The organism is Methylobacterium sp. WL1 (genome assembly GCF_008000895.1).
GTDB lineage: Bacteria > Pseudomonadota > Alphaproteobacteria > Rhizobiales > Beijerinckiaceae > Methylobacterium.
In genome coordinates this window covers 1,899,838-1,925,100 of the sequence record NZ_CP042823.1, presented here as the reverse complement: position 1 = coordinate 1,925,100, position 25,263 = coordinate 1,899,838, and the positions used below count along the sequence as shown (strand labels likewise).

The 25,263-nt window shown below is 64.8% G+C and carries 21 protein-coding genes and 2 pseudogenes; 7 read left to right on the top strand and 16 right to left on the bottom strand.

Annotation, left to right across the window (positions count from 1 at the left end; all coding sequences use genetic code 11):
• Positions 1 to 330 precede the first annotated feature (330 nt).
• The 6 genes and pseudogenes from FVA80_RS09525 to FVA80_RS09500 form a co-directional block, all read right to left on the bottom strand.
• Positions 331 to 1,599: a sodium:proton antiporter gene (locus FVA80_RS09525; protein WP_281408721.1), complete on the bottom strand. Its 1,269-nt coding sequence runs from the start codon at positions 1,597 to 1,599 to the stop codon at positions 331 to 333.
• Positions 1,600 to 1,636: 37 nt separating this feature from the next.
• Positions 1,637 to 2,805, bottom strand: a protein-coding gene (locus FVA80_RS09520; RefSeq protein ID WP_147911033.1) for an IS3 family transposase whose coding sequence is annotated in 2 segments (ribosomal slippage) — positions 1,637 to 2,541 and positions 2,541 to 2,805 — 1,170 coding nt in all. Because the reading frame shifts where the segments join, the coding sequence is not laid out codon by codon here.
• 64 nt (positions 2,806 to 2,869) lie between these two features.
• Positions 2,870 to 3,043 (bottom strand): annotated as a pseudogene (locus tag FVA80_RS09515) (efflux transporter periplasmic adaptor subunit); the annotation flags it as partial.
• 60 nt (positions 3,044 to 3,103) lie between these two features.
• Positions 3,104 to 3,313: a DUF1656 domain-containing protein gene (locus FVA80_RS09510; RefSeq protein ID WP_147909004.1), complete on the bottom strand. Its 210-nt coding sequence runs from the start codon at positions 3,311 to 3,313 to the stop codon at positions 3,104 to 3,106.
• Complete coding sequence (locus tag FVA80_RS09505) at positions 3,310 to 5,352, bottom strand: FUSC family protein (RefSeq protein ID WP_147909005.1); 2,043 nt, start codon at positions 5,350 to 5,352, stop codon at positions 3,310 to 3,312. The genes FVA80_RS09510 and FVA80_RS09505 overlap by 4 nt, the downstream gene beginning before the upstream one ends.
• A complete protein-coding gene (locus FVA80_RS09500; RefSeq protein ID WP_147909006.1) occupies positions 5,349 to 5,825 on the bottom strand; it encodes a MarR family transcriptional regulator in 477 nt (158 codons plus the stop codon). The genes FVA80_RS09505 and FVA80_RS09500 overlap by 4 nt, the downstream gene beginning before the upstream one ends.
• A 496-nt stretch (positions 5,826 to 6,321) precedes the next feature.
• Between FVA80_RS09500 and FVA80_RS09495 the strand changes: the two are divergent.
• Both FVA80_RS09495 and FVA80_RS09490 read left to right on the top strand, forming a co-directional pair.
• Positions 6,322 to 6,984, top strand: a pseudogene (locus FVA80_RS09495) (IS630 family transposase); the annotation flags it as partial.
• A gap of 671 nt (positions 6,985 to 7,655) precedes the next feature.
• On the top strand, positions 7,656 to 8,117 hold the full coding sequence (locus FVA80_RS09490; protein WP_147909007.1) for a MucR family transcriptional regulator: 462 nt from the start codon (positions 7,656 to 7,658) through the stop codon (positions 8,115 to 8,117).
• A 617-nt stretch (positions 8,118 to 8,734) separates the two neighbouring features.
• Here FVA80_RS09490 and FVA80_RS09485 read toward each other — a convergent pair.
• The 8 genes from FVA80_RS09485 to FVA80_RS09450 all read right to left on the bottom strand — a co-directional run bounded on the left by FVA80_RS09485 (position 8,735) and on the right by FVA80_RS09450 (position 18,801).
• Entirely contained in the window at positions 8,735 to 10,498 is a 1,764-nt protein-coding gene (locus tag FVA80_RS09485; RefSeq protein WP_147909008.1) for an EAL domain-containing protein, read from the bottom strand.
• Positions 10,499 to 11,020: 522 nt separating this feature from the next.
• A complete protein-coding gene (locus tag FVA80_RS09480) occupies positions 11,021 to 12,748 on the bottom strand; it encodes a sensor domain-containing diguanylate cyclase (RefSeq protein ID WP_147909009.1) in 1,728 nt (575 codons plus the stop codon).
• A gap of 689 nt (positions 12,749 to 13,437) precedes the next feature.
• Positions 13,438 to 13,851 (bottom strand): VOC family protein, encoded by a 414-nt coding sequence (locus tag FVA80_RS09475; RefSeq protein WP_147909010.1) that lies wholly within the window; start codon positions 13,849 to 13,851, stop codon positions 13,438 to 13,440.
• Positions 13,852 to 13,893: 42 nt separating this feature from the next.
• Positions 13,894 to 14,928 (bottom strand): biotin-dependent carboxyltransferase family protein, encoded by a 1,035-nt coding sequence (locus tag FVA80_RS09470; protein WP_147909011.1) that lies wholly within the window; start codon positions 14,926 to 14,928, stop codon positions 13,894 to 13,896.
• Positions 14,921 to 15,655 carry a 5-oxoprolinase subunit PxpB gene (gene pxpB / locus FVA80_RS09465; protein ID WP_147909012.1) on the bottom strand — a complete coding sequence of 245 codons (735 nt, stop codon included), beginning with the start codon at positions 15,653 to 15,655 and terminating at the stop codon, positions 14,921 to 14,923. Before pxpB ends, FVA80_RS09470 begins: the two co-directional genes overlap by 8 nt.
• Positions 15,648 to 16,421: a 5-oxoprolinase subunit PxpA gene (locus FVA80_RS09460; RefSeq protein WP_147909013.1), complete on the bottom strand. Its 774-nt coding sequence runs from the start codon at positions 16,419 to 16,421 to the stop codon at positions 15,648 to 15,650. Before FVA80_RS09460 ends, pxpB begins: the two co-directional genes overlap by 8 nt.
• Positions 16,422 to 16,456: 35 nt before the next feature.
• Positions 16,457 to 17,740 (bottom strand): Zn-dependent hydrolase, encoded by a 1,284-nt coding sequence (locus FVA80_RS09455; protein WP_147909014.1) that lies wholly within the window; start codon positions 17,738 to 17,740, stop codon positions 16,457 to 16,459.
• Complete coding sequence (locus tag FVA80_RS09450) at positions 17,737 to 18,801, bottom strand: hydroxyacid dehydrogenase (RefSeq protein WP_246692333.1); 1,065 nt, start codon at positions 18,799 to 18,801, stop codon at positions 17,737 to 17,739. The genes FVA80_RS09455 and FVA80_RS09450 overlap by 4 nt, the downstream gene beginning before the upstream one ends.
• Positions 18,802 to 18,995: 194 nt before the next feature.
• Here FVA80_RS09450 and FVA80_RS09445 point away from each other — a divergent pair, with 194 nt between their 5' ends.
• The 5 genes from FVA80_RS09445 to FVA80_RS09425 all read left to right on the top strand — a co-directional run bounded on the left by FVA80_RS09445 (position 18,996) and on the right by FVA80_RS09425 (position 23,316).
• Entirely contained in the window at positions 18,996 to 19,802 is an 807-nt protein-coding gene (locus FVA80_RS09445) for an amino acid ABC transporter ATP-binding protein (protein ID WP_147909015.1), read from the top strand.
• Positions 19,803 to 19,836: 34 nt separating this feature from the next.
• A complete protein-coding gene (locus FVA80_RS09440; RefSeq protein WP_147909016.1) occupies positions 19,837 to 20,520 on the top strand; it encodes an amino acid ABC transporter permease in 684 nt (227 codons plus the stop codon).
• Between the two features lie 66 nt (positions 20,521 to 20,586).
• On the top strand, positions 20,587 to 21,384 hold the full coding sequence (locus FVA80_RS09435; protein ID WP_147909017.1) for a transporter substrate-binding domain-containing protein: 798 nt from the start codon (positions 20,587 to 20,589) through the stop codon (positions 21,382 to 21,384).
• A gap of 70 nt (positions 21,385 to 21,454) precedes the next feature.
• Positions 21,455 to 22,135, top strand: a complete 681-nt coding sequence (locus tag FVA80_RS09430; RefSeq protein WP_147909018.1) for a GntR family transcriptional regulator — start codon at positions 21,455 to 21,457, stop codon at positions 22,133 to 22,135.
• Positions 22,136 to 22,149: 14 nt separating this feature from the next.
• The gene (locus FVA80_RS09425; protein WP_147909019.1) at positions 22,150 to 23,316 is read left to right on the top strand and encodes a Xaa-Pro peptidase family protein; all 1,167 of its coding nucleotides are present in this window, start codon (positions 22,150 to 22,152) and stop codon (positions 23,314 to 23,316) included.
• Positions 23,317 to 23,551: 235 nt separating this feature from the next.
• Here the strand turns inward: FVA80_RS09425 and cysC are convergent, their stop codons facing one another.
• Positions 23,552 to 24,184, bottom strand: coding sequence for an adenylyl-sulfate kinase (gene cysC / locus FVA80_RS09420; RefSeq protein ID WP_147909020.1), 633 nt, complete (start codon positions 24,182 to 24,184; stop codon positions 23,552 to 23,554).
• Between the two features lies 1 nt (position 24,185).
• The gene (locus tag FVA80_RS09415; protein WP_246692332.1) at positions 24,186 to 25,160 is read right to left on the bottom strand and encodes a hypothetical protein; all 975 of its coding nucleotides are present in this window, start codon (positions 25,158 to 25,160) and stop codon (positions 24,186 to 24,188) included.
• Between the last annotated feature and the right edge of the window lie 103 nt (positions 25,161 to 25,263).

Here is a 25,263-nt window from a genome sequence, read left to right as displayed (position 1 = left end):
CCTGACGGTCGAGCGGCGTTCCGGAAGCCTGGCAAAAAAAGCGGCCCCCGAGGCCGAATTGCTTATGAGGCCCGGGACGTGCGGCTCTCCATCTTGGCGGCGGCCACCGTGCCGACATGCCGGATACGTTTGTGCAGACCGGTCACAGGCACCTTCATTGACGACCTTGCAGACGGGGCGGGCCATACTTTTTTTGAGCAGATGGTTCTCCAGCACAAGATCAGCCACGATCTCCTTTTAAATCCACACGGGTCGCCAATCCGCGCGTCAAATGCGTGCAATAAAGCCGATCAAGCGTTTTATACATAGTATTTTCATACATCTTTATCGTTACTGAAAATACAGCCAACTTATCAAACAAAAGATCGGCGCTAGGATCGTCGCTGACCAGACCATGTAGCCGAAAAAGCTCGGCATCTTGATGCCGTTCTCCTCGCAAATCGCCTTGATCATGAAGTTGGGGGCATTGCCGATATAGGTGTTGGCGCCCATGAATACGGCTCCGGCCGAGATGGCCGCGAGGGTTCGGCCGAGTTGACCCATGAGGACGTGCGGGTCGCCGCCAGCGAGATTGAAGAACACAAGGTAGGTCGGCGCGTTATCAAGGACGCTCGACAGGCCGCCGACTAACCAGAAGTATGCAGTCTCGATCGGCGTGCCATCGCTGTGCGTTACCAGCCTGATCAGCGGCGCAAACACGCCGCGCTCCCCGGCCTGAAGGATCGCCAGGGCCGGGATAATGGCGATGAAAATCCCGGCAAAGAGGATCGCTACTTCACGGATCGGGGTCCAGGCGAAGGCGTTCTCGATACGGATGCTGCGTCGGGTCGTGCGCCAGGACAGGATGCCGACGCCGAGTAGGATGGCATCCCGCGCCAGCCCCTCGAGGGGCACGGCGGTGCCACCCCCCATCGGCACAACGACCCCCGTTTTCCAGAGACCGCTCCCGAGCACCGCCAGCACGATAATCGTCAGGTAGATGACGTTGTGCAGACCCTCGATCCGGATCTGGCGGGGTACGCGGCTCCGGGGCGCTGCCGGCTCGGACCGCCAAGCGATCCAGTCGATTGCCATGAAGAGGAAGAGCAGGATCGCGCTGGTGATTGCCATCGGTCCGACGAGAGCCCGGGTCGTCCAAAAGAAATCGATCCCCTTGAGGAAGCCGAGGAACAGTGGCGGATCGCCCAAGGGAGTGAGGGAGCCGCCAATATTGGCCACGAGGAAGATGAAGAAGACGAAGACGTGAGCGTTGCGCGGCCGGTTCGCATTGGCCCGGATGAGGGGCCGGATGAGCAGCATCGAGGACCCCGTGGTGCCAAGCACGCTGGCCGTGAGGGTGCCGATGGCAAGGATCGCAGTGTTCGTCGTCGGCGTGCCCACGAGGTTGCCGACAATCCGTATCCCTCCGGCGACGACGAACAGCGCGAAGACCAGGATGATGAAGGGCAAAAACTCGAGGATCGCCGTGTGCCAGACCGCGCCAGTGGCGGTGCCAGCTCCAAAACGGACGAGGCACGGCAGGATGAACGCAGCGGCCCAGAATGCCGCCACCGTGCCGAAGTGATGCTCCCACAACCGTGGCGCGGCGACGGGAAGGATGGCTGGCCTGCCCCCATTCGGTGGCCCAGGTTCGAAGTTAGTGCATCGTCGGTCGCGTGACGATGGCGGGGTGAGCGAGCGGCCCTGAGCCGCTCGGTTCGGTTGGCCAGATGACGACCTCGGGCGCAGGTGGCTGGTAGCCGAGTGAGGAGTGTGGCCGGATGCTGTTGTAGTGCCTCCGCCATTGCTCGATCACGACGCTGGCCTCTTTGAGGGTGTAGAACACCTCGCCGTTGAGAAGTTCATCCCGCAGCTTCGCGTTGAAGCTCTCGCAATAGCCGTTCTCCCACGGACTGCCCGGCTCGATGTAGGCGGTCGCTGATCCAACCGCCGCGATCCAGTCCTGAACGGCCTTGGCGATGAACTCCGGCCCGTTGTCCGAGCGGATATGCCCTGGCACCCCGCGCAGGCTGAACAGGTCCGAGAGTACATCGATCACGTCCAATGCCTTCAGCTTACGAGATACGCGGATGGCCAGGCACTCGCGTGTGAACTCGTCGATGACGTTCAGCATCCGGTACTTGCGTCCATTGTGCGTGCGGTGCTCGACGAAGTCGTAGGACCAGACGTGGTCGGGACGCTCGGGCCGTAAGCGAAGGCAGGAGCCGTCGTTGAGCCAGAGGCGCGACCGCTTCGGCTGGCGAGCGGGAACCTTGAGGCCCTCGCGGCGCCAGATCCGTTCGACCCGCTTCACGTTCACCGTCCAGCCATCGCGCCGGAGCATCGCGGTGATCCGACGGTAGCCGTAGCGCCCATACTGCAGAGCCAGGGCGACGATAGCAGCCGTCAAAGCAGCCTCGTCCTCGACCATCACGGCGACTTTGCGCTGCGTCGAACGATGCTGACCCAGGACACGGCAAGCGAAGCGTTCGGACACACCGTGCTCGGCAACGACGTAGTCGACACAAGCCCGGCGGCGAGCCGGGCTCAGAAGTTTCCCGAAGCTGCCTCCTTCAAAATGAGCTTCTCCAGCGTCAGGTCCGAGATCGCCCGACGCAGACGCAGGTTCTCCGTCTCCAAGGACTTCAGCCGCTTGACCTGATCACCCTTCAGACCGCCGTACTCGGAACGCCAACGGTAATACGTAACCTCGGTCACCTCGATCGACCGGATTGCTTCAGCAACCTTGCGACCCTGCGAGACCAGGACATCGACCTGCCGCAGCTTAGCGACGATCTCTTCAGCCGTATGCTTCTTCCGTCCCATAAAAACATCCTCCAAATGGCCCAAAGCCATACATCAGGGAGGACCACTTTTCAGGGGGCAGGCCAACGAGGCCGGAGACGTCCGGCGCCACCTCGACCACGTCGGCGCGCACGCGACCATCCCGGGTCCAGGGCGCCTCCATGTAGTAGTCCCACAAAGCCAGGCCGACAACGACGGCGGCGGCGACCATCGCCAGGGTGACGACGAGCCGGAACGAAAGAGCGAGAAACCGTGTCATGGCGGGAACCAAACGATCAAGAGAAGGCGTGAGGAACTGACGGGGGCGAACGACGAACTGTCAGGAGATCAGGGGCTGCCCGACCGTGACAACACAGCCCAGCAGGACGACGTAGAGCGCGAGGTCGAACAGCGGCCGGTGCCAGACCAGCCGGTAGAAGCCTGTCAGTGCGAGCATCCGGCGCAGGGGCAGGCTGATCAAGAAGGCGAGGATCATCCAGGCCCCGAGGCTCGGGACGAAGACGCCGTAGATGTCGAGTTCGCCGGTCATGCCGCAAGCGCCGCCTGGGTTTGGGCCATCAGACTCGGCCGATAGGGAGGAGCCTCGGGAAACAGCCCGCGGCGGATGCCGACAAGCCCGAGGAGCGCCGCTCGATGTGCCGGGCGCTCCGGTTCAATCGCCACCGCGTCGAGCGCCGCATCGAGGGACACCAGGAGTTCGGTGGGCGGGAGAGCCGCGCGGCCGCCGAAGTGCCGCGCCATGCAGCCAAGGAGCCGCTCGACCGCGGTCCTGGCTTCCGTCGAGAGCTGCCGGCGGTCGCGGCGCAGTTCGACCACGTTCACCCCGATCCGCACCTCGGCGAGCAGATCGGCCGTCCATTCCGCATCATCCGGCGGTAAGGCTGCGAGACGCGGAGCGAGCAGTCCGACGCGGTCCAGCATGATGGCGGCGAGCTCCAGACCGCTCTGCGCGCCGTGACGCTCGGCGGCCTGGGCGAGGCTGCGCCGGTTCACGGCCTGGAGGCGGTGCGCCGACCACCCGGCCCCGACCGACCGGACGAGGCGTGTCACCAGCGTGGCGACCCACATCCCGACGATGATCGAGAGCGCAGAGTTGGCGAAGGCAGCGAAGTCGCCGGTGTAGCTGCTCTGGAGCGCGATCACGGCCGAACCGTTGACCGCAGCACCCATCGCCATCGGCGCCGTCCGCGGCTGCGTCATGCAGACTCCGCACAGGATGAGCGCCGGCGCCAGCGCCAGGGCCAGCATCTCGAAGCTCGTGGCCTGCGGCAGAACCGCGAACAGGTAGATGGCGGCGACGACGGCGCCGAGCACGGCCGAGTTGGCGAAGCCAAGGATGGACGGTGCAGGGTCGTCCTGCGCGGCGAAGAAGCAGCAGCCGACCGACGCCATCATCGGCGCGCCGGAGCCATCCGGCCAACCGGTCGCGATCCAGATCGAGCAGGTGAGCAGGACGACAAGGAACACGCCGACCGCGGACAGAAGCGCCATGCCATGGTCACGGTGACGGATCGTGCGCGCGGCGGCGGTATAGCGAAAGGCGAGTTCCTTTCTAACGGGCGTCCCGTCGACGATGTGCCTTTGCAGGAGCCTGGCATCCTGGCGCAGGTCGATGAAGTCGCGCAGGCGCGCCACCAAGCTGGCGAGCACCAGGTCCGGCCAGGCGAAGTTTTTGTGAAGGACCGGATCGACCGCGTCGGCTGCCATCCGCAGCCGGTCAGCCGCGACGGGGTCGGTCGCCCCAGAGGCGAGCCACGCAGCCATATCGTCGAGGAGGGCGCGCACGCGGATCGGAAGCGCCTTGGCTTGCTCCAGGGCATCGACTCGGTCTGCGACCGCCGAAACGATCGGCAGAAACATCAGCATGTGCTGGCGCAGCGTCGCCATGGCGGCGACAGAGCGCTCGGCGCCGGTCATGTCGTAGCGCAACGGCGTCGCCAGGGCGTCGAAGGCGATGGCGTCCGAGGCGAGCTTGAGCCGCTTGGCTTGAGTGTCTCTCGTCTGACGCGCACGGCCGAGCACGTCGGCAACCCAACCGCGCGCGTCGCGCAGCCAGAGATCCAGGCGCGTGGATATCATCGGCGCCACGGACTGGGGCAATACGATCGTATTGACGAGGCTGGCGCACAGGATGCCGAGCGTGATCTCCTCGGCGCGGGCCACCGCGGTGTCGAACATCGTCCCCGGTTCGCCCACGCTCGGGAAGCCGATCAGGGCCGCCGTGTAGCCGCCGAGCATCATCAGATAGCTGCGGGGGGTGCGGTCGAGCAGCGAGAAGTACAGGCAGATCGACACCCAGAGCGCGATAGCGAGCGTCAGAAGCTCAGGCGCATTGACGAGGTTCGGCACGAGGGTGATGCTGACGACAGCGCCCAGCAGGGTGCCCAGGACCCGGTAGAGGGCCTTGGCCCGAGTCGCACCGGCCAGCACCTGGCTGGTGATGTAAACGGTGCCCAGCGCCCAGTAGGGCCGAGGCAGGTCGATCCACATGGCGAGATACATCGCCAGCACCGCCGCCACGAAGGTCTTGATCGAGAACGCCCAGTCGCGCCAGCCAGGGAGCGTCATTCTGCGGCCTCCTCGCGAGCCATGCCGTTCGGGAACTCACGGATGTACTTCTGAAGCGCTTGGAAGACCCTCACGCTCGCTTCCAGATCAGCGGTGTCGACGTCGGAGAACACCTGCTCCCGTAGTTCGTTGAGTTCGGCTTCCATCTGCGCCACGGTCTGCTGCCCGGCCTGCGTGAGGCTGAGCATCTTGGCGCGCCTATCCGTCGGATCTTCCTTCCGCACGACCAGTCCAGCCGTGCAGAGCTGATCGAGCAACCTCACCAGCGATGCGCCTTCGATGCCGACGGCCTCGGCCACAGCGTTCTGGCGCGGCTCGCCATCGAGTCGGCCAATGAGAATGAGAGGGAGCGCGGTCGCGTCGGAGAGGCCATGTGATTCTACGACGCCGTTAGCTGCGCGCCGCCACTGTCGCCCGGCCAGCAGCAAGGTATGGGTGTAGGCTTGGCGCAAATAATCGAGCTTCTTGGACATCCAGTTCGCCTGGGCGCCGAAGGCAAATCGAGCCCTCGCGCGGGACCCTTATAGATGGCTAGCTATCGGTTAGGATGCGATCTTATAGATGCTCAGCCATGCGACGGCGGCAGGCCAATTCCTCGTTGGATGGTCGTCCCTCAACGATTATGCGTAGGCTGTAGGCGCGCCTCGCGAACACGTGGACTAGGAACCGGCCGCAACCCGGAGGGCCATGTGGCCGACCGACCGCTGGACCTCTCCCGCAGCAATCCCGTTAGCAAGGTCGCTTTGCGCCCATCCCGGTCGTTCAGTGAGCCTCCGACGCTCCTCAATAGCGAACGCCTACCGCGACGGCTGCGGCAACCCGTTCGCAAGAGGTCAAGCTACAGCAACAGGCGCGCCTTGATAGTCCGCGGCTGCTAGCGGCCCATTGTGCGCCTCGCGAGGTCCGCGTCCCGGCTATCGACCACGTGGCGGTCTGCGACTTGGTTGGGGGGATTTTCGCTCGTCCGCTTCGCTGAGCCGGGTCCTGCGAGCCCGGGGCTACCGCAAGCTCTCCGCCTGCCCGCGCCATCACGCCCAGGACCCGGAAGCCATCCCGGTTTTTAGAAAGCCTTCCCCGCCCGCAGGACGGAGATCGCGCAAGCCGTCGGCGGCAAGCCGATAGAGATCTGGTTCGCCGACGAGGCTCGGGTCGGCCAGAAGAACACGATCACCCGCCGCTGGGCCAAGCGCGGCACGCGACCTGCGGCGCCGAAGGACCAGCGCGCCGCCTCCGCCTACATCTTCGGTGCGATCTGCCCCGCCCTCGGCAAAGGGGACGGCCTCGTCACGCCACGCTGCATCACCGAGGCGATGGCCTTGCATCTCGAAGAGATCGCCCAGGTCGTCGCCCCGGTGCGCACGCCGTCCTGCTGCTCGATCAGGCGGGCTGGCGCACAACCAAGAAACTCGTCGTGCCCGCCAACATCACCCTATTGCCCGTGCCGGCTCGCTCCTCCGACTGAACCCCATGGAGAACCTCTGGCAGTTCATGCGCGACAACTGGCTCGGCAACCGCGTCTTCAAATTTTACGCTGACATCCTCGACCACTGCTGCCGCGACTGGAACACCCTCATCGACCGACCCTGGCGCACCATCTTTATCGGACTGCGCGCCTGGGCTCATGGGTTCTAATCAATGAGGATCGGTATCACTTGTGCGTTGGCTTACGATTCCAGCCTCGACAGGCTTTCTGGCGGACGGTTTCACACTGACGCCAGAGATAGCTCATGAGTTCTAATACAGGTTGTTGCGGATCACTGTTCGGTCATCACAGGATACTCGTACGACCGATATTGGAGATCGGTTACGGCGCGAGGGGCAGCCGCTTCGCCCTTTGGGAGCCTTCCCATGTTTGCTCAATCGCAAGTCCGGGACGAAACCAAGCGACGCCCTTGCTACCGAGTTTACTGGTTACGTGGGGATGGTCGGATCGATGGAGCGGAGATCATCCGTTCCGAAGATGACGGTGAAGCGATGACCACGGCTCGTGGTATGGCTGATGGGCGCAGCGTCGAGGTATGGGATCGCGAGCGATTCATCGGACGCTTGGATCATCATATCAGCTGATTGTGCGAGCGGGGCCGATCCTCGGGTACCGTGACTGGGATTCCGCTTCCTTCTTCAACGAGCGCATTAAACTCGTCCGCAACGAAGCAACCCGCTAGCCCCACGACCGGCGGGCTTCTGTTAACCATATTGGAATCCCCGGCAGTCGGGGCTTGAATCCTGCCTTTCGCTGCTGATCTAATTTGCGTGGCCGTGGTGCATGCACGCACCTAAGCTTCCAACTGAGCAGTAGTAAGATGATACTAGAAGATACCGGACCTCAGGTTGATTCCGTCCGATTGGCTGGTGAGGTTGTCGCCGCGTACATCTCGAACAATTCCGTGCCGGTCGCTGAGTTGGCTGGTCTGATCCGAGCCATGCACGACACCATCGCTTCGATTGCTTCAGGTTCAGCTGCCAGTGCCGCCGAATCTCAGCCAGAAGTTGCACAACCATCTCCCGCCCAGATCCGCAAGTCGGTTCAGCAGGACGGTCTGACGAGCTTCGTCGATGGAAAGACATACAAGACGCTCAAGCGGCACCTGACCGCCAATGGGCTGACCCCGCAGACCTACTGCGAGCGCTACGGTCTTCCAGCCGACTACCCGATGGTCGCCCCCAGCTATGCCGAACAGCGTTCAGCGCTGGCCAAGGCGATCGGACTGGGGCAGCCCGGCTCACACACCGAGCCTCGTGAGAAGGCTCGCAAGGCAGCTTGAACCGCACGGTTCTTACCCCTGGAATCGTGAGAGCCCGCTGGTCCCAGGACCGGCGGGTTTCATGGATCGACGGGCGGCTTCTACGGTCGCCAAATTTGGCTCTGGACGGGCGCGGGTCGTTTTCCGCTACAGAATCCGAGTAAGTGCAGAGGCGCCTGTACGGCTCCAGATCCGCAATTTGCGACGATTGGCCCGAACCCGACACTTGATACCCGAAGCTTGGGGCTGCCTCCGGCCCTTCTCGGATCCTCAAAAGGTCCGCTCGTGGCAGATCAATAAAGCACGGCCTGCGTTCGGGTAGGATGGTTTCCTGCTCATTCACTCCCAAAAATCGAATGTATTGGATCAGACATAGATGTGAAGTCCGCTCCGAACCAAGAAATAATTTGAATCTAGTTAGTTGCATAGAAAAGTTAGATTACCTGAAAATAATTAAAGTTTTTGAATAAATTCTGTTTTCGCCATCGCTATCATCGAAATTTATAGGGTGTCCAAATAATTCCCCATTCAACCTGATTAGCAATTAGCATATTGCATTTAGAAACAGCGTTATTACGAATATATCTCATTCTGTTTGACCATTTTCGATTACTTATATTACCCGAAGATTTGATATTTTACTCGTGGTCTTCAAAACAACTCTGAAATTCATCGACCTCCAGCGGACGAGCAAAGAAGTAGCCCTGGGCCTCATCGCATTGCATCGCCAAAAGCAGATCGGCCGCCTCAACGGTCTCGATGCCTTCCGCTACCACACGGTAGCCGAGATCATGCGAGAGGCCGATCATCGAGCGCACGAGCGACATCTCCTTCTGGCCTTCGCTTAGTTTCAGTACGAAGCTTCGGTCGATCTTCACGACGTGGGCTGGCAGATCCTGAAGATAGGCGAGGCTGCTGTAGCCGGTGCCAAAATCATCGATCGCTAGGCGAACCCCGGCGGCGGCAAGCTCGTCCAACTGGCGCCGCGCGTTGATAGCATCCTGCATGATAGCGCTCTCAGTCACCTCCAACTCTAGTCGCTCCGGTTCCAGACCGAGCCGCTCAAGCGCGACCTGGACGGAATGGGCGAAATCCATTTCGTGCAGGTTGGCAGCCGAGACGTTGACCGAAATCACAATCTCACGCTTGGCGTCTCGCCAGCGACGCGCCTGCGCGAGGGCTGTTTCCAGAACGAAGGTCGTCATGGCTTGGGCGTGTGGTGAGTGCTCGATGACCGGGACGAACTCGCTGGGAGACACGGGGCCCAAGACCGGGTGGTTCCAGCGCAGCAGCGCTTCCGCGCCGATACATCGTCCCGTGGGCAGATCGATGCGCGGCTGGAACACGAGCCGCAACTGATCACCAGCAAGCAGTGCCGACCCGAAGTCCTGCAGCAGTCTGTATCGGCGATGATAGGCTTGATCGGCCGCGAGTGAATAGATGCCGACTAGATCGGGCGACATGCGGGCTTCCTGAACCGCGCCGTAGAGGGCTCGCAGTACGTCTTGCGGTCTGGTCGATCCGGGCGCAAAGACGGTCACACCGATGGCGCTGGTCATAAGCATTCCAGTGATGGAGCGCTGCTGCGCCTCCCTCTGTCCGTCCGTCAGCCGACGGACATAATCGTCTTGTCGGACTCCCGGGGGCGCCAGGAAGGCGAATTGCGTGGCCGCCGTGTGATAGAGCTTGAGCTCTCTACCGATGTCACGGTGTATTCCGCGCGCGGTGTCCCTGATTAAATCGTCGATGCGGCCCAGGCCCATGACGCGGGCATAGGCATTGATCTGTTCGGGACGCGCGAGATCGATGAGCACGGCAAGCCGAGCCTCGTCCGGACGCTCGGCCGCGAGATCGGACAGGTCATCAAGGAACTGGTTCCGGCTCGGCAGGCCGCTCAGCGGGTCGATCCGGCCAAAGGCATGCTGCAACTCGATCTGCGCCATGACCATCGCGGCCAAATCTTTCAGGGCGGCGACCTCGGCCTCAGTGGCAGCGCGCGGCTCAGTTCCTAAAACGCATAGGGCGCCGAGCCCGTAACCTTCGCGGGTCACCAGCGGCGCGCCGGCATAGAAGCGGATGCCGCTGCGGCCGAGCACGCTGTCGGCGTAGCAGGCATCTTTCTTGAAGTCGGGGATCACCAGAACGTCGGTGGTCTCAGCCACCTGTCCGCACGGCGCCTGTTCCCGCGGGATCGATGAATGCTCGACGCCGATGCGCGACTTGAACCATTGCCGGTCGCGATCCGTCAGCGACACCGCTGAAATTGGCAGGTTGAAGATCTGGCTAGCCATCCGCGTGATGCGGTCGAAGCTCTCGCTCGGCGGCGTGTCGAGCAGGTCGTACTGTTGAAGTGCACTCAGGCGCGCTTCCTCGGAACGGTCCTTGTGTAAAATTTCAGACATAGTGCGACTGCAAGCCTTCGTGCGGCAAAGGTACGGGCGGCGCTTTCACCCGACCTGAGCCTCATATCCCCCTGATCCATCTAACTGAAAAACCCTTGCCAAACTCTGTTTGTAGCAGGAATGCGGCCTTACAGCCTCAAAAAAGCGTGTCTTATAGCTGGATCGACTAGATCGTAGCACGCAAAGGAGGGAAATTAACGGCATCAGAGCGATTTTCCGGGTTTGAAAGCGGCATTTCTCCTAGTGCCGAAAGCATAATTGCTGCTTGCCACCCTTTGCGGAGCCTCGGGCGGCCTAATCGCCCGCGACCTAATGGCCCAGGTGCGTTGATCATCGCTAACTAAAGCTGCATGGATAGAGACTGGTTCACCTTTGGGTCAGATCATGCATGACGACCCTGTGCCCCGTGACGACAGCTTCAGCCGCCTCGTCGCTCTCAATGTAAAAGTAAGGGCTCGGCGATCCGGGAGATCTCGACCCAGTAGCCTCTCACGTAAGCGACTGGGATATCCCGCGGTCGCTCTAAGCTGCCGCTTTCAGACCTGGTGATTTTGAAGCCTCAAACGATCGCACGCAGTTGCGGCCGCCGGACTTGGCCGCATAGAGTGCGCGGTCTGCCCGTTCGATCGTGTGATCGACGTCGCCATCGGTGAACTCAGCCTCGGCCATGCCGATGCTGATTGTAGCTCTGAGACACTGACCGCCAGGCTCAAATACAGTGTTTGCCACCGTCTGTCGGATGCGGTCCGCGAAGATAGCCGCGCCTTCCAGACCAATTTCGCAGAGCAGGACCACGAACTCCTCGCCACCGAACCGCGCCACCTTGTCGGTGGGTCGGATAGCCTCGCTGACGATGCGCCCAACTTGGCGGATAACCTCATCGCCCGCGGCATGCCCGTACAGGTCGTTGACACGCTTGAAGTGATCGATGTCGATCATCAGAATGCAGATCGAACGCCGGTACCGCTTGAAGTTGCTCATCGCGCCGTTGGCTAAGGGCAGGAACGCGCGTCGGTTGAGGAGAGCAGTCAGTGCGTCGGTGTCGGCAAGAACCTGCATGGCGTGCAGATCGGCGCCGAGACGTTTGAGGCGATTCTCTGCGGCTTCGATCGCGTGTGAGGCCTCCACTTCGATAAGGCGGGCACCCGCCTCGACCGTGCCGATGCGTCTCAAGAGCGATCTGACAGAGGTCGATAGGTGCAGAACCTCGGGAGAGCCGTGCAGGTGGCGCGTCATCGTCGCATTCGCCTCGCGGCCGATGCGGTCGACTGCCGCCGTCAGCTGCGTCAGTGGCTGGGTCAGCCGGGCCGCGACCCACCAGATACCGACAGCACCGAGGATAGCCGTGGAGAGCCCGAGGAGAAGGATAAGGCTGGTCAGACGGTTAGCCCCGGCCAGCGCCGTATCGATCGGCTGCAGCGCGACGACGGTCCATCCCAGGCCCGGATATTCGCCTCGACCGCGCGTTGCAGCGACCGCAGCAAGCCGAGTGCCCTCAGCGCTCTGGACGATGAAATTCCCGGATGCGAGTTCCGCGGCCGTGTACGGGGTCGCTAAAGCGTCGGATCCGAGCAGAACTCGGCCGGAGCGATCGAGGACGACTACGTCCTCCTTCAGCTCAGGTCTGCGAGACGACAGGACCTCGCGCCGGACCACGTCTGCCCATCGCCAGCTGAGGTGCGCCCCAAGGACACCGATGATCTGTCCCGAGGCATCGCGGACCGGGACAGCCAAGTCCACGAACCGAAACGGCGTTCCATCGCTGTAGGGAGGAAGCTTGGATTCCAGCAGGGCTGCCGCGTGCACATCCTCCACCGCCGCTTGCCGAAGACCATTGCTGAACCAGGGGCGCTGGCTGACGCTTACCCCATCAAGAACGCCGCCTGTTGCAGCACGCACCCGGCCGTCGCGATCGGCAAACCCGATCCAGGCGTAGTCCGGCAACGTCCTCTGCATCGTCTCAAGCACTATGCGCAGGCCGCCGGTGTTCGCCATCCAGTGGGGCTGCAGCGGTTCGAGTGAACCAACGTTGCGGACTTCCCGCAGGCGTTCGGCCATGTCCTGATCAAGTCGATCGGCCATCGACCGGGCGACCTGCAGGAGGGTGTTCTGCGCCATATCGGTGGCCTGCCCGCGCGCCAGCAGCGCGGACCCGATCGTGGTCACGCCGACAATAGCAAGGCCGATGGCGCCGGCGAGCAGACTGATCTGGCGGCGCAATGAAACGCGGTCCGCGAGCCGCTTGAACATCTTTAACCATCCTCGATCGAGGAGGAGTATGCGGCTCAGTTCATGACGGCAGGTGAAGTTTGTTCGTGAATAACTCACTTCTTGCAGGGCTCGGCTGCAGCCGCATGACTGCCTGTTCCGGCAGTAGATTCCTGCCACCCCGAGCAAGCTACAAGCGGACGTTCCGTGGGTCTGCAAGGGGTCGTGAGCGGGCCAAACCGCGACGTCCGCTTCGATTCGCGGCTACTTGGAAGCGGCCTGGCGGAGAACCACCCCAACTGATCGTTCAACTGGGTACGCCCTGATGCCCCGAAAACGATCGTTTTCCCGATGGTCGTAGGCCGTATATGATAGACTAATCAACGCGATTGAAATCCTGTCGGGTAACCATGTCGGCTATTCAAAGGTCGGCAAAACGTGTTCTTTGGATACGGGAAGCGAGGCTGTTGCGACGTCCGCTTAAGGACATGGTGAAGTCGAAACCAGCCAGTCCGATTTCGGCCAATCTAAGTCGCGCCAGGCCGCTGCCAGCCGCAAAACCGGTCGTTCGGCTTGGCGCCCATTTCAGCCATCCAGGCGCTTCTCTTCTTCGCTTGAGCGCGGACATTCAACAGCGAATCGCCATCATGCTCCGCCTTCCGCCTGCTCGACCGCGCCACGGAACGAACGAGCCGGCATTCAGGCGCGTGAGGGCTAACTGCGAATGTAAGTCAGTGTTCGAAGACGCTCTTGAGATCCCTAAAACCCTTGATTTCGATGGGGTTACCGCTTGGGTCGAAGAAGAACATCGTGCGCTGCTCGCCGGGCTCCCCCGCGAAACGGATTACCGGCGGGATGTCAAAAGCAACGCCCTCCACCTCAATGCGGGCGGCCAGTGCCTCCCAGGCGTCGAGCGGCAGCACCACGCCGAGATGGGGCATCATCACCATGTGGGTACCGACCTTTCCGGTCCGGGTCGTCGCGAAGGGCTCACCCAGATGCAGCGAGATCTGATGGCCGAAGAATTCGAAATCCACCCAGGTCTCCGTGCTGCGCCCCTCCCGGCAACCGAGCACACCGCCGTAGAAGCGGCGCGCCGCGTCGAGGTCGGTGACGTGGTAGGCGAGGTGGAATGGCGTGAGCATCGATAAGCCTTTTCGTCGTGTATGGACGGGACCGTCGCGCCCTCAGGCGGCCGGTTCGAGAGCGCTCGCCGAGATGACGCCACCGATGAGGTTGCAGGACAGCAGGAAGGCGCTGTCGAGCTCTGCGCCGCCGGCCGGTACGAGGGCCGCCCGTCGCGCTGCGAGGGTACGTTTCGCCCCGCGGGCGAGGGACTGGGCCTCCTCGACGGTGACGGCTTCGAACACAATTGTTTCGCCCGGCCGCACCTGCGACAGGCGACCGAGATCGGCCGAGATCACCGTGGCGATCTTTGGATACCCTCCGGTGGTGTGGCGGTCGGCGAGCAGGATGAGGGGACGTCCGTGTCCGGGCACCTGGATCGAGCCGTTCACGATCCCGTCTGAGACTATGTTGAAGCCATCTGCATGGGCGATCGGCGGCCCGTCGAGGTGGCAGCCCATCCGGTCCGCCCGCGCGGTGAGCGTGTAGGGCGCGGAGAGGAAGGTTCGCAGACCCTCTTCGGTGAAGCTGTCGGCCTGCGGCCCGAGAACAACCCGGATCGGACCGCCTAGACGTGGCCGGTGGAGCGGCGGCAGGGTCAGCGGTCGGTCGCTGGACTTGGGCGCGCCGAGGGGTAGCAGGTCGCCCGCAGCGAGAGGATTGCCGTCCAGGCCGCCTAGGCGAGTACGGCTATGCGTCGAGACGCTGGCGAGCATCGGCGCCACGGCGAAGCCCCCGGCGACCGCGAGGCAGGCCCGTAAGCCCTGCCGTGGGGCGCCCAGGATGAGCCGATCCCCCCGCCGTAGGTCGTAGGCGGTGAAGAGGTCGAGTATGCGCCCATTCAGGATCATCCCGAAGGGCGCCCCGGCGAGGGCGATGCGGCAGGATTCCGCCTCGCATACGAGGGTGGGGCCGACCATCGCCATCTCGATCACGGCCGTGTCGAGCGGATTGCCGACAAGGGCGTTGGCCAGGGCCAGCAGATCGGGATCCATCGCCCCGGACCCGGAGATACCGTAGCGCAGGTAGCCCTGCCGACCGGCATCCTGCAGGGTCGAGGCGACACCAGGGGCAACGACGCGCAGGCCTTCAGCCATCGATTCGCTCCAAGGTGGCCACGGTCTCACCGGCACGGGCGGCCTCGCTGAGAGAATCGAACTCGGCGCGGCCGATGGGGTCGAACCGGATCAGATCTCCGGCCGTGAACAGGAACGGCTCGGCACGCGCCGGATCGTAGGAGCGTGCGGGCGTGCGGCCGATGAGTTGCCAGCCGCTAGGCAACTCCAGGGGTGGCGAGACGCCGGTCTGGTTCCCGCCGATGGATACACTGCCCGCCGGGGTCTTGGGTCGGGGATCGGTGCGCCGGCTCGCATGGATGCGGGGATCCAGGCCGCCGAGATAGGCGAAGCCGGGGGCGAAGCCGATCATGTAGACGCGGTAATCGCGGCCGGCATGGACGGCGACCACCTCCTCCGGGCTCAAGCCCGCCCCGGCCGCAAGCGAGGCGAGGTCGGCCCCGTGCTCGCCGCCGTAGTGGACTGGTACCCGCCAGCGGCGGCCCGCGCCGGCCCCTGCTTCCGGGGGCGGCCAATGGGCGGCGATCAGCGCCGCGAGTTCGACCCGGGGCAACCGGTCAGGGTCGTAGAGGACGAGGAGCGAGCGATAGGTCGGCACCGTCTCCAAGAGGCCCGGTCGTCCAGCGCCGCGGATCGCCTCGTCCAGGGCGATGACCTGCGCGTTGACCGCAGGATCAACCGTCTTGCCAAGTTCGACCGTCAGGGCACGATCGCCGCAATCGAGGAGGCGATAGCCAGGCTCAGACACCAAGCACCTCAGCCATTGGACGCAGACCGATGCCCTTGGCGGAGCAATCCTCGCGCAGGCGGCGTCCCATGGCGACGGCGCCGGGCGTGTCGCCGTGAACGCAGATCGTGTCGATCCGAGTCGGGATGCGCCGGCCGGATAGGCTGGTGATCGCCCCATCCTCCAACATCCGCATCACGCGCTCCGAGACGGAGTCGGGATCGTGCAGCACGGCGCCGGGTAGCCTGCGCGAGACGAGGGAGCCATCATCCGCGTAGGCGCGGTCGGCGTAGATCTCGCGGGCGATCAGCAGGCCGAGCTTCTCGCCGGCCTTCTCGGTCTCCAGGCCCGGCATGACCACGAAGATCAGGTCGCGGTCGAGAGTGCGGATCGCCCGCGCCACCGCTACGGCGAGGTCGGCATCCTCGTTGGCCATGTTGCCCATCGCCCCGTGCGTCTTCACGTGGCGGACCGGGCAGCCGGCATCCTGGGCGAGCGCCAGGAGGGCGCCGACCTGGTAGAGAACCGCCTTCTCGATGTCGGCCGAGCGTTCGCCGTGGATCGGCCGCCGGCCGAAGCCCCAGAGGTCGAGGAAGCTTGGATGCGCGCCGGCCTGCACGCCGTTCGCGGCGGCGCCGCGCAGGGTCTCGTGCATCACCAGCGGGTCACCCGCGTGGAAGCCGCAGGCGATGTTGGCGGAGGTCGCCACCGTCAGCATCTCGGCGTCGTCGCCGAGGCGATAGACGCCGAAGCCCTCGCCCATGTCGCAGTTCAGATCGACGATCATCGGTGCATCCTTTCGCGTGGGTTCTGTCTGCGGGGTCAGGCTTCTGCGACGAGGTGCGCCACCAGGGCCGCGGCGGCGCACAGATCCTCGATCCGCATCGCCTCGTGCGGGTTATGGCTGCCGTTCTGGTTGCGGATGAAGATCATCGTGCTTGGCACGCCCTGGCCGGCGAGGGTCGCGGTGTCGTGTCCCGCCCCGCTCGGCATGGTCCGGAACGGCATCCCGAGCCGATGCGCATGGCCCGACAGGGCCTCGACCAACGCTGAGCTCATTCGGGCCGGCGTGCTGCCAGTGCGCTCGCCCAGGACGAAGCGCACGCCGCGGGCGGCCTCGATGGCGGCAACCAATTCGGCCAAGGCCGCCTCGATCCGGTCCAGAACGGCGGGCTCGGTGCTGCGCACGTCGAGGCAGAAGCGGACCTCGCCGGGGATCTTGGCGAAGGCGTGCTGGACCGGGTCAGTGCCGACCTCGCCCAGCGTGATCGTGGCCGGCCGCCCCTCCGCCTCCAGCGTGCCCCACAGGGCATCGAGGCCGGTGATCAGGTCGGCGAGGGCGAAGACGGCGTCGCTGCGCTCGGACCGCGCTACCGCGCCGGAATGGCCGTAGCGGCCGAAGCAGGCGGCCTTGCGGTAGCGGAAGCTGCCGCTGATCGCCGTGACGAAGCCTACCGGGACCCCGGTCGCCTCCAGCGCCGGACCCTGTTCGATATGCATTTCCACAAAACCGTGGATCCGCGTCGGGTCGAGCAGCCGCTCGCCCCGCGCCACAGCCTCCGGCCGCAGGCCGAGCTCAGCCATGTGCTCGCGCAGGCTCCGGCCGGAATCGGCGCGGGGCAGGTCGAGCACGTCGGGCGGCAGTAAGCCGAAGGCGGCGCGGCTGCCGACATAGGAGGCAGGGAACCACACGCTCTCTTCGGCTCGGAACACCGCCACCGTCACCGGGCGCGCCGGCACGAGGCCCGCCCGGCGCAGAGCTTCAAGGGCTGCGAGGCCACCAATCACCCCGGCCGCACCATCGAAGTTACCACCGTGCGGTACCGTATCCACATGCGAGCCGACCATCCAGGGTGACAGTGCCGGGTCGCGTCCCAGCATTGTCAGGAAGAGATTGCCGGCGGCATCGCATTCGGGCCTCAGACCCAGTGCGAGCCCGGTCGCTCGCATAAGGGCGTGGGCCCGCTCCTCCCCCTCGCCGTAGGCAGCCCGCGTGACCCCGGGCTCGTCGTGGCTGAAGGACAGGAGCTGCGCGAACAGTCCGGCGCAGAAGTCCGGGTCGATGGCGATCAAATCTGCGCCCGTTGCAGCCCCTAACCCGTTCATGCCGGAAACTCCGCGGACGGTTCACCCTGCCGCCGCCGATCCCAGACCTCCGCGTTGACGAGGTTCGGTGGGCGGCGGCCGGCGAGCACGTCGACCACCTGCCCGGCGACCCGCTCGGCCGCACGGATCAGGGCCGCCTCGGTGGATGCCGCGACATGGGGGGTAAGGATCGCCCGGCGCTCCCCATGGAGCGGATGGTCGTGCGCGAGCGCGTCCCCCGACACCACGTCGAGCCCCGCGCCAGCAATGGTCCCAGCAGCGAGAGCCTTGGCCAGGGCACCCTCGTCCACCAAGGCGCCACGGGCGGTGTTGATCAAAAAAGCGCCAGCCTTCATGCGGGTCAGCTCCCCCGAACCGATCAGCCCACGGGTCAGGGGCGTGAGCGGCAGGTGCAGGGAGACCACGTCGGCCCGGGCGAGGAGGTCCGGCAGGGAGGTGGCGCGCTCGGCCCCTATGGCCTGAAAATCGGAGTCGGGCCGTGTCGGGCCGTAGGCGAGCACTTCCATGCCGAGGGCCGCCGCCAGTCGGCCGGTCGCTTGCCCGATGGCACCGAACCCGACGAGACCGAGCGTCAGCCCGGCGAGTTCCACGAGGCGCGCCCCGTAGCGGAAATCGTGGTCGCCTTCCCGCATGGCCCGGTCGGCCTGCGGGATCGCCTTCGCCAGGGCGAAGATCAGGCCGATCGCATGCTCGGCGACGGACTGGGCATTGGCCCCCGGCGTGTTGACGACCGGAATTCCTACCCTCGTCGCCTCGGGAACGGCCACCGGGTCAGTCCCGGTGCCATGAACCCCGATCACCCTCAGCCGGGGCGCGGCCAGCACCGCCTCTGCGGGGAAGCCGCCGTTGCGCGTGATCACCGCGACACAGTCGGCCGCCTCGCGGACGAGAGTCGCGGGGGCGAGGTCGGTGGCGATCCGGTGCTCAAGCCCCGCCGCCCGGAGACGGGCCAGCCCGGCTGCGTGGATCGGCTGAACGATGAGGCAGACGCCCGACGGTTCCGCGGAGGGGGAACGGGGGAAGGAAGGCTCAGTGAACACGTACGAGGCAGCCCTGCTCATAAATACCGCTTGAATGCCGGTGGTATACCGATGAGTGTATCGCATCGCCTCGATACTGGCAACATGAAAATCCAATACAGATCGGCATATCACGGTAATATTCTTGAACGGTAGAGCGAATAGATCGATAGGTTCAAGTACTATCACAGTATTGCAATAAAAATCGAAACGATGACAACGATTTAGGGTGAACGATGACGGAGATCGAAGTCGCCAAGACGCCGCTTTTGAAGATCAGGAAGCTGCACAAGAGCTACGGCGCCAACGAAGTCCTGAAGGGCATCTCCCTCGATATCCACGAGGGCGAAGTGGTGTCGATCATCGGCGCGAGCGGCTCGGGCAAGAGCACCTTCCTGCGGTGCCTGAACCTTATGGAGACGCCGACCTCTGGCTTCATGGATTTCGAGCGATTCGCCTTCGACTACGAGCTGGGCGCCCGTCGTCAGCCGACCCCGCAGCAGCTCTGCGAATTGCGGGCGCGGATCGGCATGGTCTTCCAGAGCTACAATCTCTGGCCGCACATGACCGTGCTGGAGAACGTCGTCGAGGCGCCGATCAGAGTGCGACGAATGCCGCGCCGGCAGGCGGTGGAGGAAGCTGAGGCGCTGCTAGAGCGCATCGGCCTCTACGAGAAGAGGCAAGCCTACCCGTCGAAGCTCTCGGGTGGGCAGCAGCAGCGCGTGGCGATCGTGCGCGCCCTGGCGATGGCACCCAAGGTGATGCTGTTCGACGAGGTGACCTCGGCCCTCGATCCTGAGCTGGTGGGCGAGGTGCTGGCGCTGATGGCCTCCCTCGCGGCGGATGGGATGACGATGCTGCTCGTCACCCACGAGATGGCCTTCGCCCGCGACGTCGGCACCCGCACTCTGTTCTTCGACGGTGGCGTGATCGCCGAGGACGGCCCGCCTAAGGAAGTCATCGGTGCCCCTCGGAGCGAGCGGTTGCGCCACTTCCTCCGGCGTGTGCTGCACGAGCCGACCGGCCTCGGGCACTCGGCGTGAGTAGCCGCATATCCAGCGGGGAGTTCGGACGGTGATGAGCGTCACGGCAATTCAGGACTGGTGGCTCAGCCTCTCGGAAGAGGTCGTCACCTACGGCCCCGGCTTTCTCTCGGCGACCATCGTCGTTCTCGGCGTCACGGTGGCGAGTATTCTTGTGAGCTGGGTCTGCGGCCTGCTCGGGGCGCTAGGCAAGCGCTCGTCCTTCGCTCCCTTCCGGGCCCTGGCGAGCTTCTACGTCTGGTTTATTCGGGGTACGCCGACCCTTGTCCAGGTGTTCATCGTCTATTTCGGCATGCCGCAGATCGGCGTGAAGCTGTCGCCGATCACCGCCGGGATCATCGCGCTGGGCGTCAGCAGCGGCGCCTACGTAGCCGAGACCATCCGTGCCGGCCTCGCGGCGATCCCCCGGGGTCAGATGGAATCGGCCTTGGCCTTGGGCATGAACCCGCGGATCATGATGGCGCGGATCGTAATGCCGCAGGTCTTCCGCATGATCCTGCCTTCGCTCACCAACGAGGCGATCTCGTCGGTCAAGAACACGTCGTTGCTCTCGACGATCACGGTGGTCGAGCTGACCCTCTACGCCCAGCTCATGATCGCCACCACGTTTCGCCCGTTCGATTTCTACATCGCGGCGGCGCTGATTTACCTCGGCCTCACGTCGATCCTGTCGCAGCTCTCCGCCTACTTCGAGCGGCGCTACGCCCGTCTGTCCTGAGCAGCGCCTGCCGCGAGTCGGGCCGCGGCTCACACCTCTCGCCCCGTCCCAACATCGGAGATTGCTATGAACCGCCGACACCTCCTCGCACTCGCTGCCCTCTGCACCAGCCTGCTGGCTGCTCCCGCGGTCCGCGCGGCCGAGGGCAAGCTGGAACTGATCGAGCCCGGCAAGCTGATCGTGGCGACCGACAGCACCTTCGCGCCCTTCAGCATGCGTACGCCGAGCGGCGAGCTCGACGGGCTGGAGGTCCGGGTGATGCGCGAGGTCTGCCGCAGGCTCGGGCTCGAATACAGCCCCGTGAACGTCAAGTTCGATGCCCTGCTGATCGGCCTGATGGCCGATCAGTACGACATCACCAGCGAGTCGATGGACATCACGCCCGCCCGGCAGAAGCAGGTCGCCTTCGCGGACGGGTGGCTCGAATCCGGGGCGCGGATCGTCACCCGCAAGGATACGGGCATCAAGGGTCCGGACGATCTAAAGGGCCGGAATGTGGGCGCCCTCTCGGCCTCGACCTTCGGAAAGCTCGCCGAGGACCACGGCGCCACCTTGAAGAGCTACAAGACCGCCGCGGACGCCATGCAGGACCTCGTCGGTGGCAACATCGACGCGGTGATCAACGACGCGGTGGCCGGCAACTACGCGATCAAGGCCCGCAAGCTGCCGCTGGTGATGATCGAAACCCCGCTCAGCACCATCCAGAAGGGCTTTGCCATCAAGAAGGGGAAGCCGAACCTGCATGCGGCCGTCAACAAAGCCCTCGCCGGGATGGTCGCCGACGGCACCTATGCCAAGCTCATCACCCCGCTGATCGGCTATGACCCGGCGCCGAAGGAGCCGATCCGCACGAACGCCATGTGAAAGGCGGCGGCGACACGGCATACCGACAAGAAGACGGGGGCGGCCCGGCCGGCCGCTCCGGGAGGAACCGATGAAGACCCTTGACGCATCGTCGTACACGACGGCGCTCAACGCCCGGCGCGAACAGAGCCTGGGTCAGATGGCCTATGACAAGCTGCTCGACATGCTGGTGCGGCGCGACCTTCCGGCCGGGACCGTGCTGCACGAGCGTCGCCTCGCCGAGATGCTCGACATCTCGCGCACACCGACCCGCGAGGCGATGTCGCGGCTGGAGACCGAGGGCCTGATCGAGCGGCAGCCCGGCGGGATGCTCGTCGTGAAGGAGTTCTCCCTGCGCGAGCTGATCGAGATCCTGCACGTCCGCCGCCTGCTGGAACGGGAGAGCGTCGTGCTCGCCGCGGGCCGGATCGCCGACGCCGTGCTGGAGGATTTGCAGGGACAGATCGAGGCGCTGCTGGCGGCGGGGGATCCGGATGCCCCGGGCAACTGGGAGGTCGACCGCCGTTTCCACGAACTGTTCGCCGATCACAGTCAAAATGCGATCCTGGCCAAGACGATCAAGGATCTGCGGCTTAAGACGCAGATGTTTAACCTGAGCCGGATGCCCGAACGGTTCGAGGCAGTGCATCGCGAGCACTTGGCGGTGGTCGCCGCCCTGCGAGCCGGGGACGCGGCGGCGGCGGCCGATGCCATCGCGGCTCATCTCGAAAACTTCAAGCTGGGCATTATTCGCCGCCTGAGCGAATTCTAAGTTGTGGCGGCGCGATGGATGAATTTGCGAACCTGCGCGGCTGTGAGGCGGCCTTCCCGGAGGCGGAGTTCGCCGCGCGGCAGATGGCGGCACGGGCTGCAATCGCCGCCGCCGGCCACGATGCCCTGGTTGTGACCGGTCCGGAGGCGATCTACTGGCTGACCGGCCGCCAGACGGCGGGCTACTTCGCCTTTCAGGCCCTCGTGCTGCCGGTGGAGGGAGAGCCGGCCTTGCTGGTGCGCCAGCTCGAATTGCCGGGGGCGGCGGCCAATACCTGGCTCAACGACATCCAGGCCTATCCAGACGGGACCGACCCGGCCGACGCCCTGGCCGATCTCGTGCGCCGCCGGGGCTTCGCCCGGCCGGCGCTGGAGCGGGACGGCTGGTTCGTCTCGCCCGCCCTGGCGGCGCGGATCGGCACGGCGCTCGGCATCGACCCGGTTCCGGACGGGTCGGGCCTCCTCGGCCCCCTGCGCACAGTGAAGTCAGCGGTCGAGCTGAAGGCGATCCGGGCCGCCGCACGTTACGCACAGGCCGGGCTCGCGGCCGGCATCGCGGCCTGCACAGTGGGGAACGACGAGAACGCGGTCGCCGCCGCCATGCTCGCCGCCGCCACGACGGCCGGGTCCGAGGCGATGGCGATGGAGCCCCTGATCTCGTCGGGCCCCCGCAGCGGGCTACCGCACATGACGTGGCGCCGGCGCCGGCTGGAACCGGGCGATGCGGTGTTCCTCGAACTCGCAGGCAGCCATGCCCGCTACCACGCGGCGCTGATGCGCAGCGTTTGGATCGGCGAGCCGCCGTCCGAGGCGCGGCGGATGATGGATTGCGCGCTGCGAGCCCTCGACGCGGCCCTCGACGCGATACGACCGGGCCGGCCCTGCTCCGTCCCTCACGAGGCCGCTCAAGCCATCATCAATGCGGCGGGCTACGGCCCAGCCTTCCGCAAGCGCATCGGCTACTCGATGGGTATCGCCTTCGCGCCCGATTGGGGCGAGGGGGGGCTGCTCAGCCTCTTCACCGGCGTCGACCGGCCGATCGAGCCAGGCATGGTCTTCCACCTGCCGGCGACCTTGCGCCGCTATGGCGCCTGGACCGTCGGCGCATCCGAGACCGTCATCGTCACCGCGCATGGGGCCGAGCCCCTTTCGGACCTGCCTCGCTCCCTGACGCTGCGGTGAGGTCGCCAGAGCCCCGTTGGGTCGGAAAGGGCTCGCCCGCTTCTTCAGCGCTTCAACTCCGAAACTGTCATCCTGCTTCCGGCAAGGACCAACCGGCTGGTTTGCGCCCATCCCGGTCATTCAGAGAGCCTCGAGCGCTTCCCCATAGCGGACATTCAGCGTCACGACGGCGACGCCGGGCGATTCGCATACGGGCGGGTTGAAACCCATCCGTGACGCACGGGATCGAACCCACTTACACATCGGCTGCGCTTAACCGCAGCAGGGCCTCGCACAATGGGGCTACCGAATGCGCCACTGCCAGCCCCTCAGTGTGCAGCAAAAGATCAGGGGCTCCCGGTTCCTCGTAGGGCGCCGACACACCAGTGAACGCTGTGATCTCGCCCCGACCAGCACGCGCGTACAGCCCCTTCGGATCTCGCCGTGCGCAGATTGAGGCCGGCGTGTCGATGAACACCTCGAGGAAGGGGATGTCACCGGCCACGCGCCGCGCCAAGTCGCGGTCGCTTTGCAACGGAGAGATCAGCGAGACGATCACTACCGTGCCGGTTTCGGCCATCAAACGGGCCACCTCGGCGACACGCCGCACGTTCTCGGATCTGTCCCGCGGTGTGAAGGCGAGGTCGGCATTCAGTCCGTGGCGCAGGTTGTCACCGTCGAGCACTGCGCTGTGCCGGCTGCTGGCTATGAGCACTCGGTCTGCGGCGGCGGCGATGGTCGATTTGCCCGCTCCGGGCAAGCCGGTCAGCCACGCGATCACTGGCCGCTGGTCGAGCACCTCCCAGCGCAGCTCCCGCGGTGCCAGCGGGTACCGCGTTAAGTTGGGCCGAGGCGTAGGGGCGATCGCAGGATCGTACAATTTGCCCATCTCAGCGCACCCGCCAGGCTGGTCCGCCGACGAGATCGGCGAGACGCTCCACGCCCCGCTCAACGGCACTGTCCAGCCAGCGCAGCCACGCTGGGGGCGCCCGGTAAGCAACTCGCGCCATCACTTCAGCCACCAACCATTCCACCTCCGCCCCGGTGTCGGGGGAGATCAACTGATCGGCCAGCTCATTCGGCGGATGTTCGGGAGCGTCAACGACAACCGCGTTCCAGCCTCGGCCCCAACACTTGGCGGCCAGCCGCTCGTTTGAGGCAGCGTGGTACGACGCGATGGTCGCGAGGGCGTGGGGCGCGTTGCCCCTGAACGCTTTTGCGTCGATGCCGCGTGCCCAAGCTAGCTCGTCCAAGAGATGGCCGAGTCGCCGCGGGTGCCCGGTGATCTGACGGTGTAGCCCGAGCCCATGCAGGCGACGGGACGCCTCGACGGCGACCGGGCCTGAGCTGCGGTTTGTTCGGTAAGTGAGGTCTCCCGTGGTCAGTAGCGGCTCCAAGCGTGCGTTAAGCCCCAGGGCCTCGATGAGACGGGCCAACAGTGGTGCATCGGAGCACCGGGCCCGCACCGGCACGGCGGCGACCCGACCTCCGGCTGCGCGTAGCCATGGTTCAAGCCGCGCTGCGTAGTCGTAGCGTCCTGAAGTGCCCTCGCGGTTCACGAACTCACGGAAGGTCCGTGCTTCAGCTACGAGTTGCGCACGTAGGGCGTAGGCGGAGGCGAGTTGCTCGGCCTGCGGCTTGACCACGAGCGCGACCTCCATCGCGAAGCCGTGCCGTGCGAATACGTCGGCGAGAACACTGGGCACGCAGAGGCCCGGTCGCTGCACGGCGAAATCCTCGTACGAGAGGATCACCGTGTCGGCCTCGGTGTCGGACAGCGTTTTTGCCAGCCGGCTAAGACTGCCAAGGCGCTCTCGCACGGAGTCGCGGCCGTCGAGGGCCCGTCCGAGCAGGTAGTGGTTCACGTCGTCCGAAGCGTTTGCGCCGGAAGGAGCGAGTTTTGGGTAGCACAAACCGACTGATTCAAGGCGAGGCCGTAACCGGGCGAGGACCTCTTGGAACGAGGTC

What these genes read in the sequence shown, in the direction of transcription:
- FVA80_RS09490 (WP_147909007.1), top strand. Translation starts at nt 7,656, where the DNA reads ATGATACTAGAAGATACCGGACCTCAGGTTGATTCCGTCCGATTGGCT.
- FVA80_RS09500 (WP_147909006.1), bottom strand. Translation starts at nt 5,825, where the DNA reads ATGTCCAAGAAGCTCGATTATTTGCGCCAAGCCTACACCCATACCTTG.
- FVA80_RS09505 (WP_147909005.1), bottom strand. Translation starts at nt 5,352, where the DNA reads ATGACGCTCCCTGGCTGGCGCGACTGGGCGTTCTCGATCAAGACCTTC.
- FVA80_RS09470 (WP_147909011.1), bottom strand. Translation starts at nt 14,928, where the DNA reads ATGGCTGAAGGCCTGCGCGTCGTTGCCCCTGGTGTCGCCTCGACCCTG.
- FVA80_RS09480 (WP_147909009.1), bottom strand. Translation starts at nt 12,748, where the DNA reads ATGTTCAAGCGGCTCGCGGACCGCGTTTCATTGCGCCGCCAGATCAGT.
- FVA80_RS09455 (WP_147909014.1), bottom strand. Translation starts at nt 17,740, where the DNA reads ATGAACGGGTTAGGGGCTGCAACGGGCGCAGATTTGATCGCCATCGAC.
- FVA80_RS09510 (WP_147909004.1), bottom strand. Translation starts at nt 3,313, where the DNA reads ATGACCGGCGAACTCGACATCTACGGCGTCTTCGTCCCGAGCCTCGGG.
- FVA80_RS09450 (WP_246692333.1), bottom strand. Translation starts at nt 18,801, where the DNA reads ATGAGCAGGGCTGCCTCGTACGTGTTCACTGAGCCTTCCTTCCCCCGT.
- FVA80_RS09485 (WP_147909008.1), bottom strand. Translation starts at nt 10,498, where the DNA reads ATGTCTGAAATTTTACACAAGGACCGTTCCGAGGAAGCGCGCCTGAGT.
- FVA80_RS09440 (WP_147909016.1), top strand. Translation starts at nt 19,837, where the DNA reads ATGAGCGTCACGGCAATTCAGGACTGGTGGCTCAGCCTCTCGGAAGAG.
- FVA80_RS09460 (WP_147909013.1), bottom strand. Translation starts at nt 16,421, where the DNA reads ATGATCGTCGATCTGAACTGCGACATGGGCGAGGGCTTCGGCGTCTAT.
- FVA80_RS09445 (WP_147909015.1), top strand. Translation starts at nt 18,996, where the DNA reads ATGACGGAGATCGAAGTCGCCAAGACGCCGCTTTTGAAGATCAGGAAG.
- FVA80_RS09475 (WP_147909010.1), bottom strand. Translation starts at nt 13,851, where the DNA reads ATGCTCACGCCATTCCACCTCGCCTACCACGTCACCGACCTCGACGCG.
- FVA80_RS09435 (WP_147909017.1), top strand. Translation starts at nt 20,587, where the DNA reads ATGAACCGCCGACACCTCCTCGCACTCGCTGCCCTCTGCACCAGCCTG.
- FVA80_RS09425 (WP_147909019.1), top strand. Translation starts at nt 22,150, where the DNA reads ATGGATGAATTTGCGAACCTGCGCGGCTGTGAGGCGGCCTTCCCGGAG.
- FVA80_RS09430 (WP_147909018.1), top strand. Translation starts at nt 21,455, where the DNA reads ATGAAGACCCTTGACGCATCGTCGTACACGACGGCGCTCAACGCCCGG.
- cysC (WP_147909020.1), bottom strand. Translation starts at nt 24,184, where the DNA reads ATGGGCAAATTGTACGATCCTGCGATCGCCCCTACGCCTCGGCCCAAC.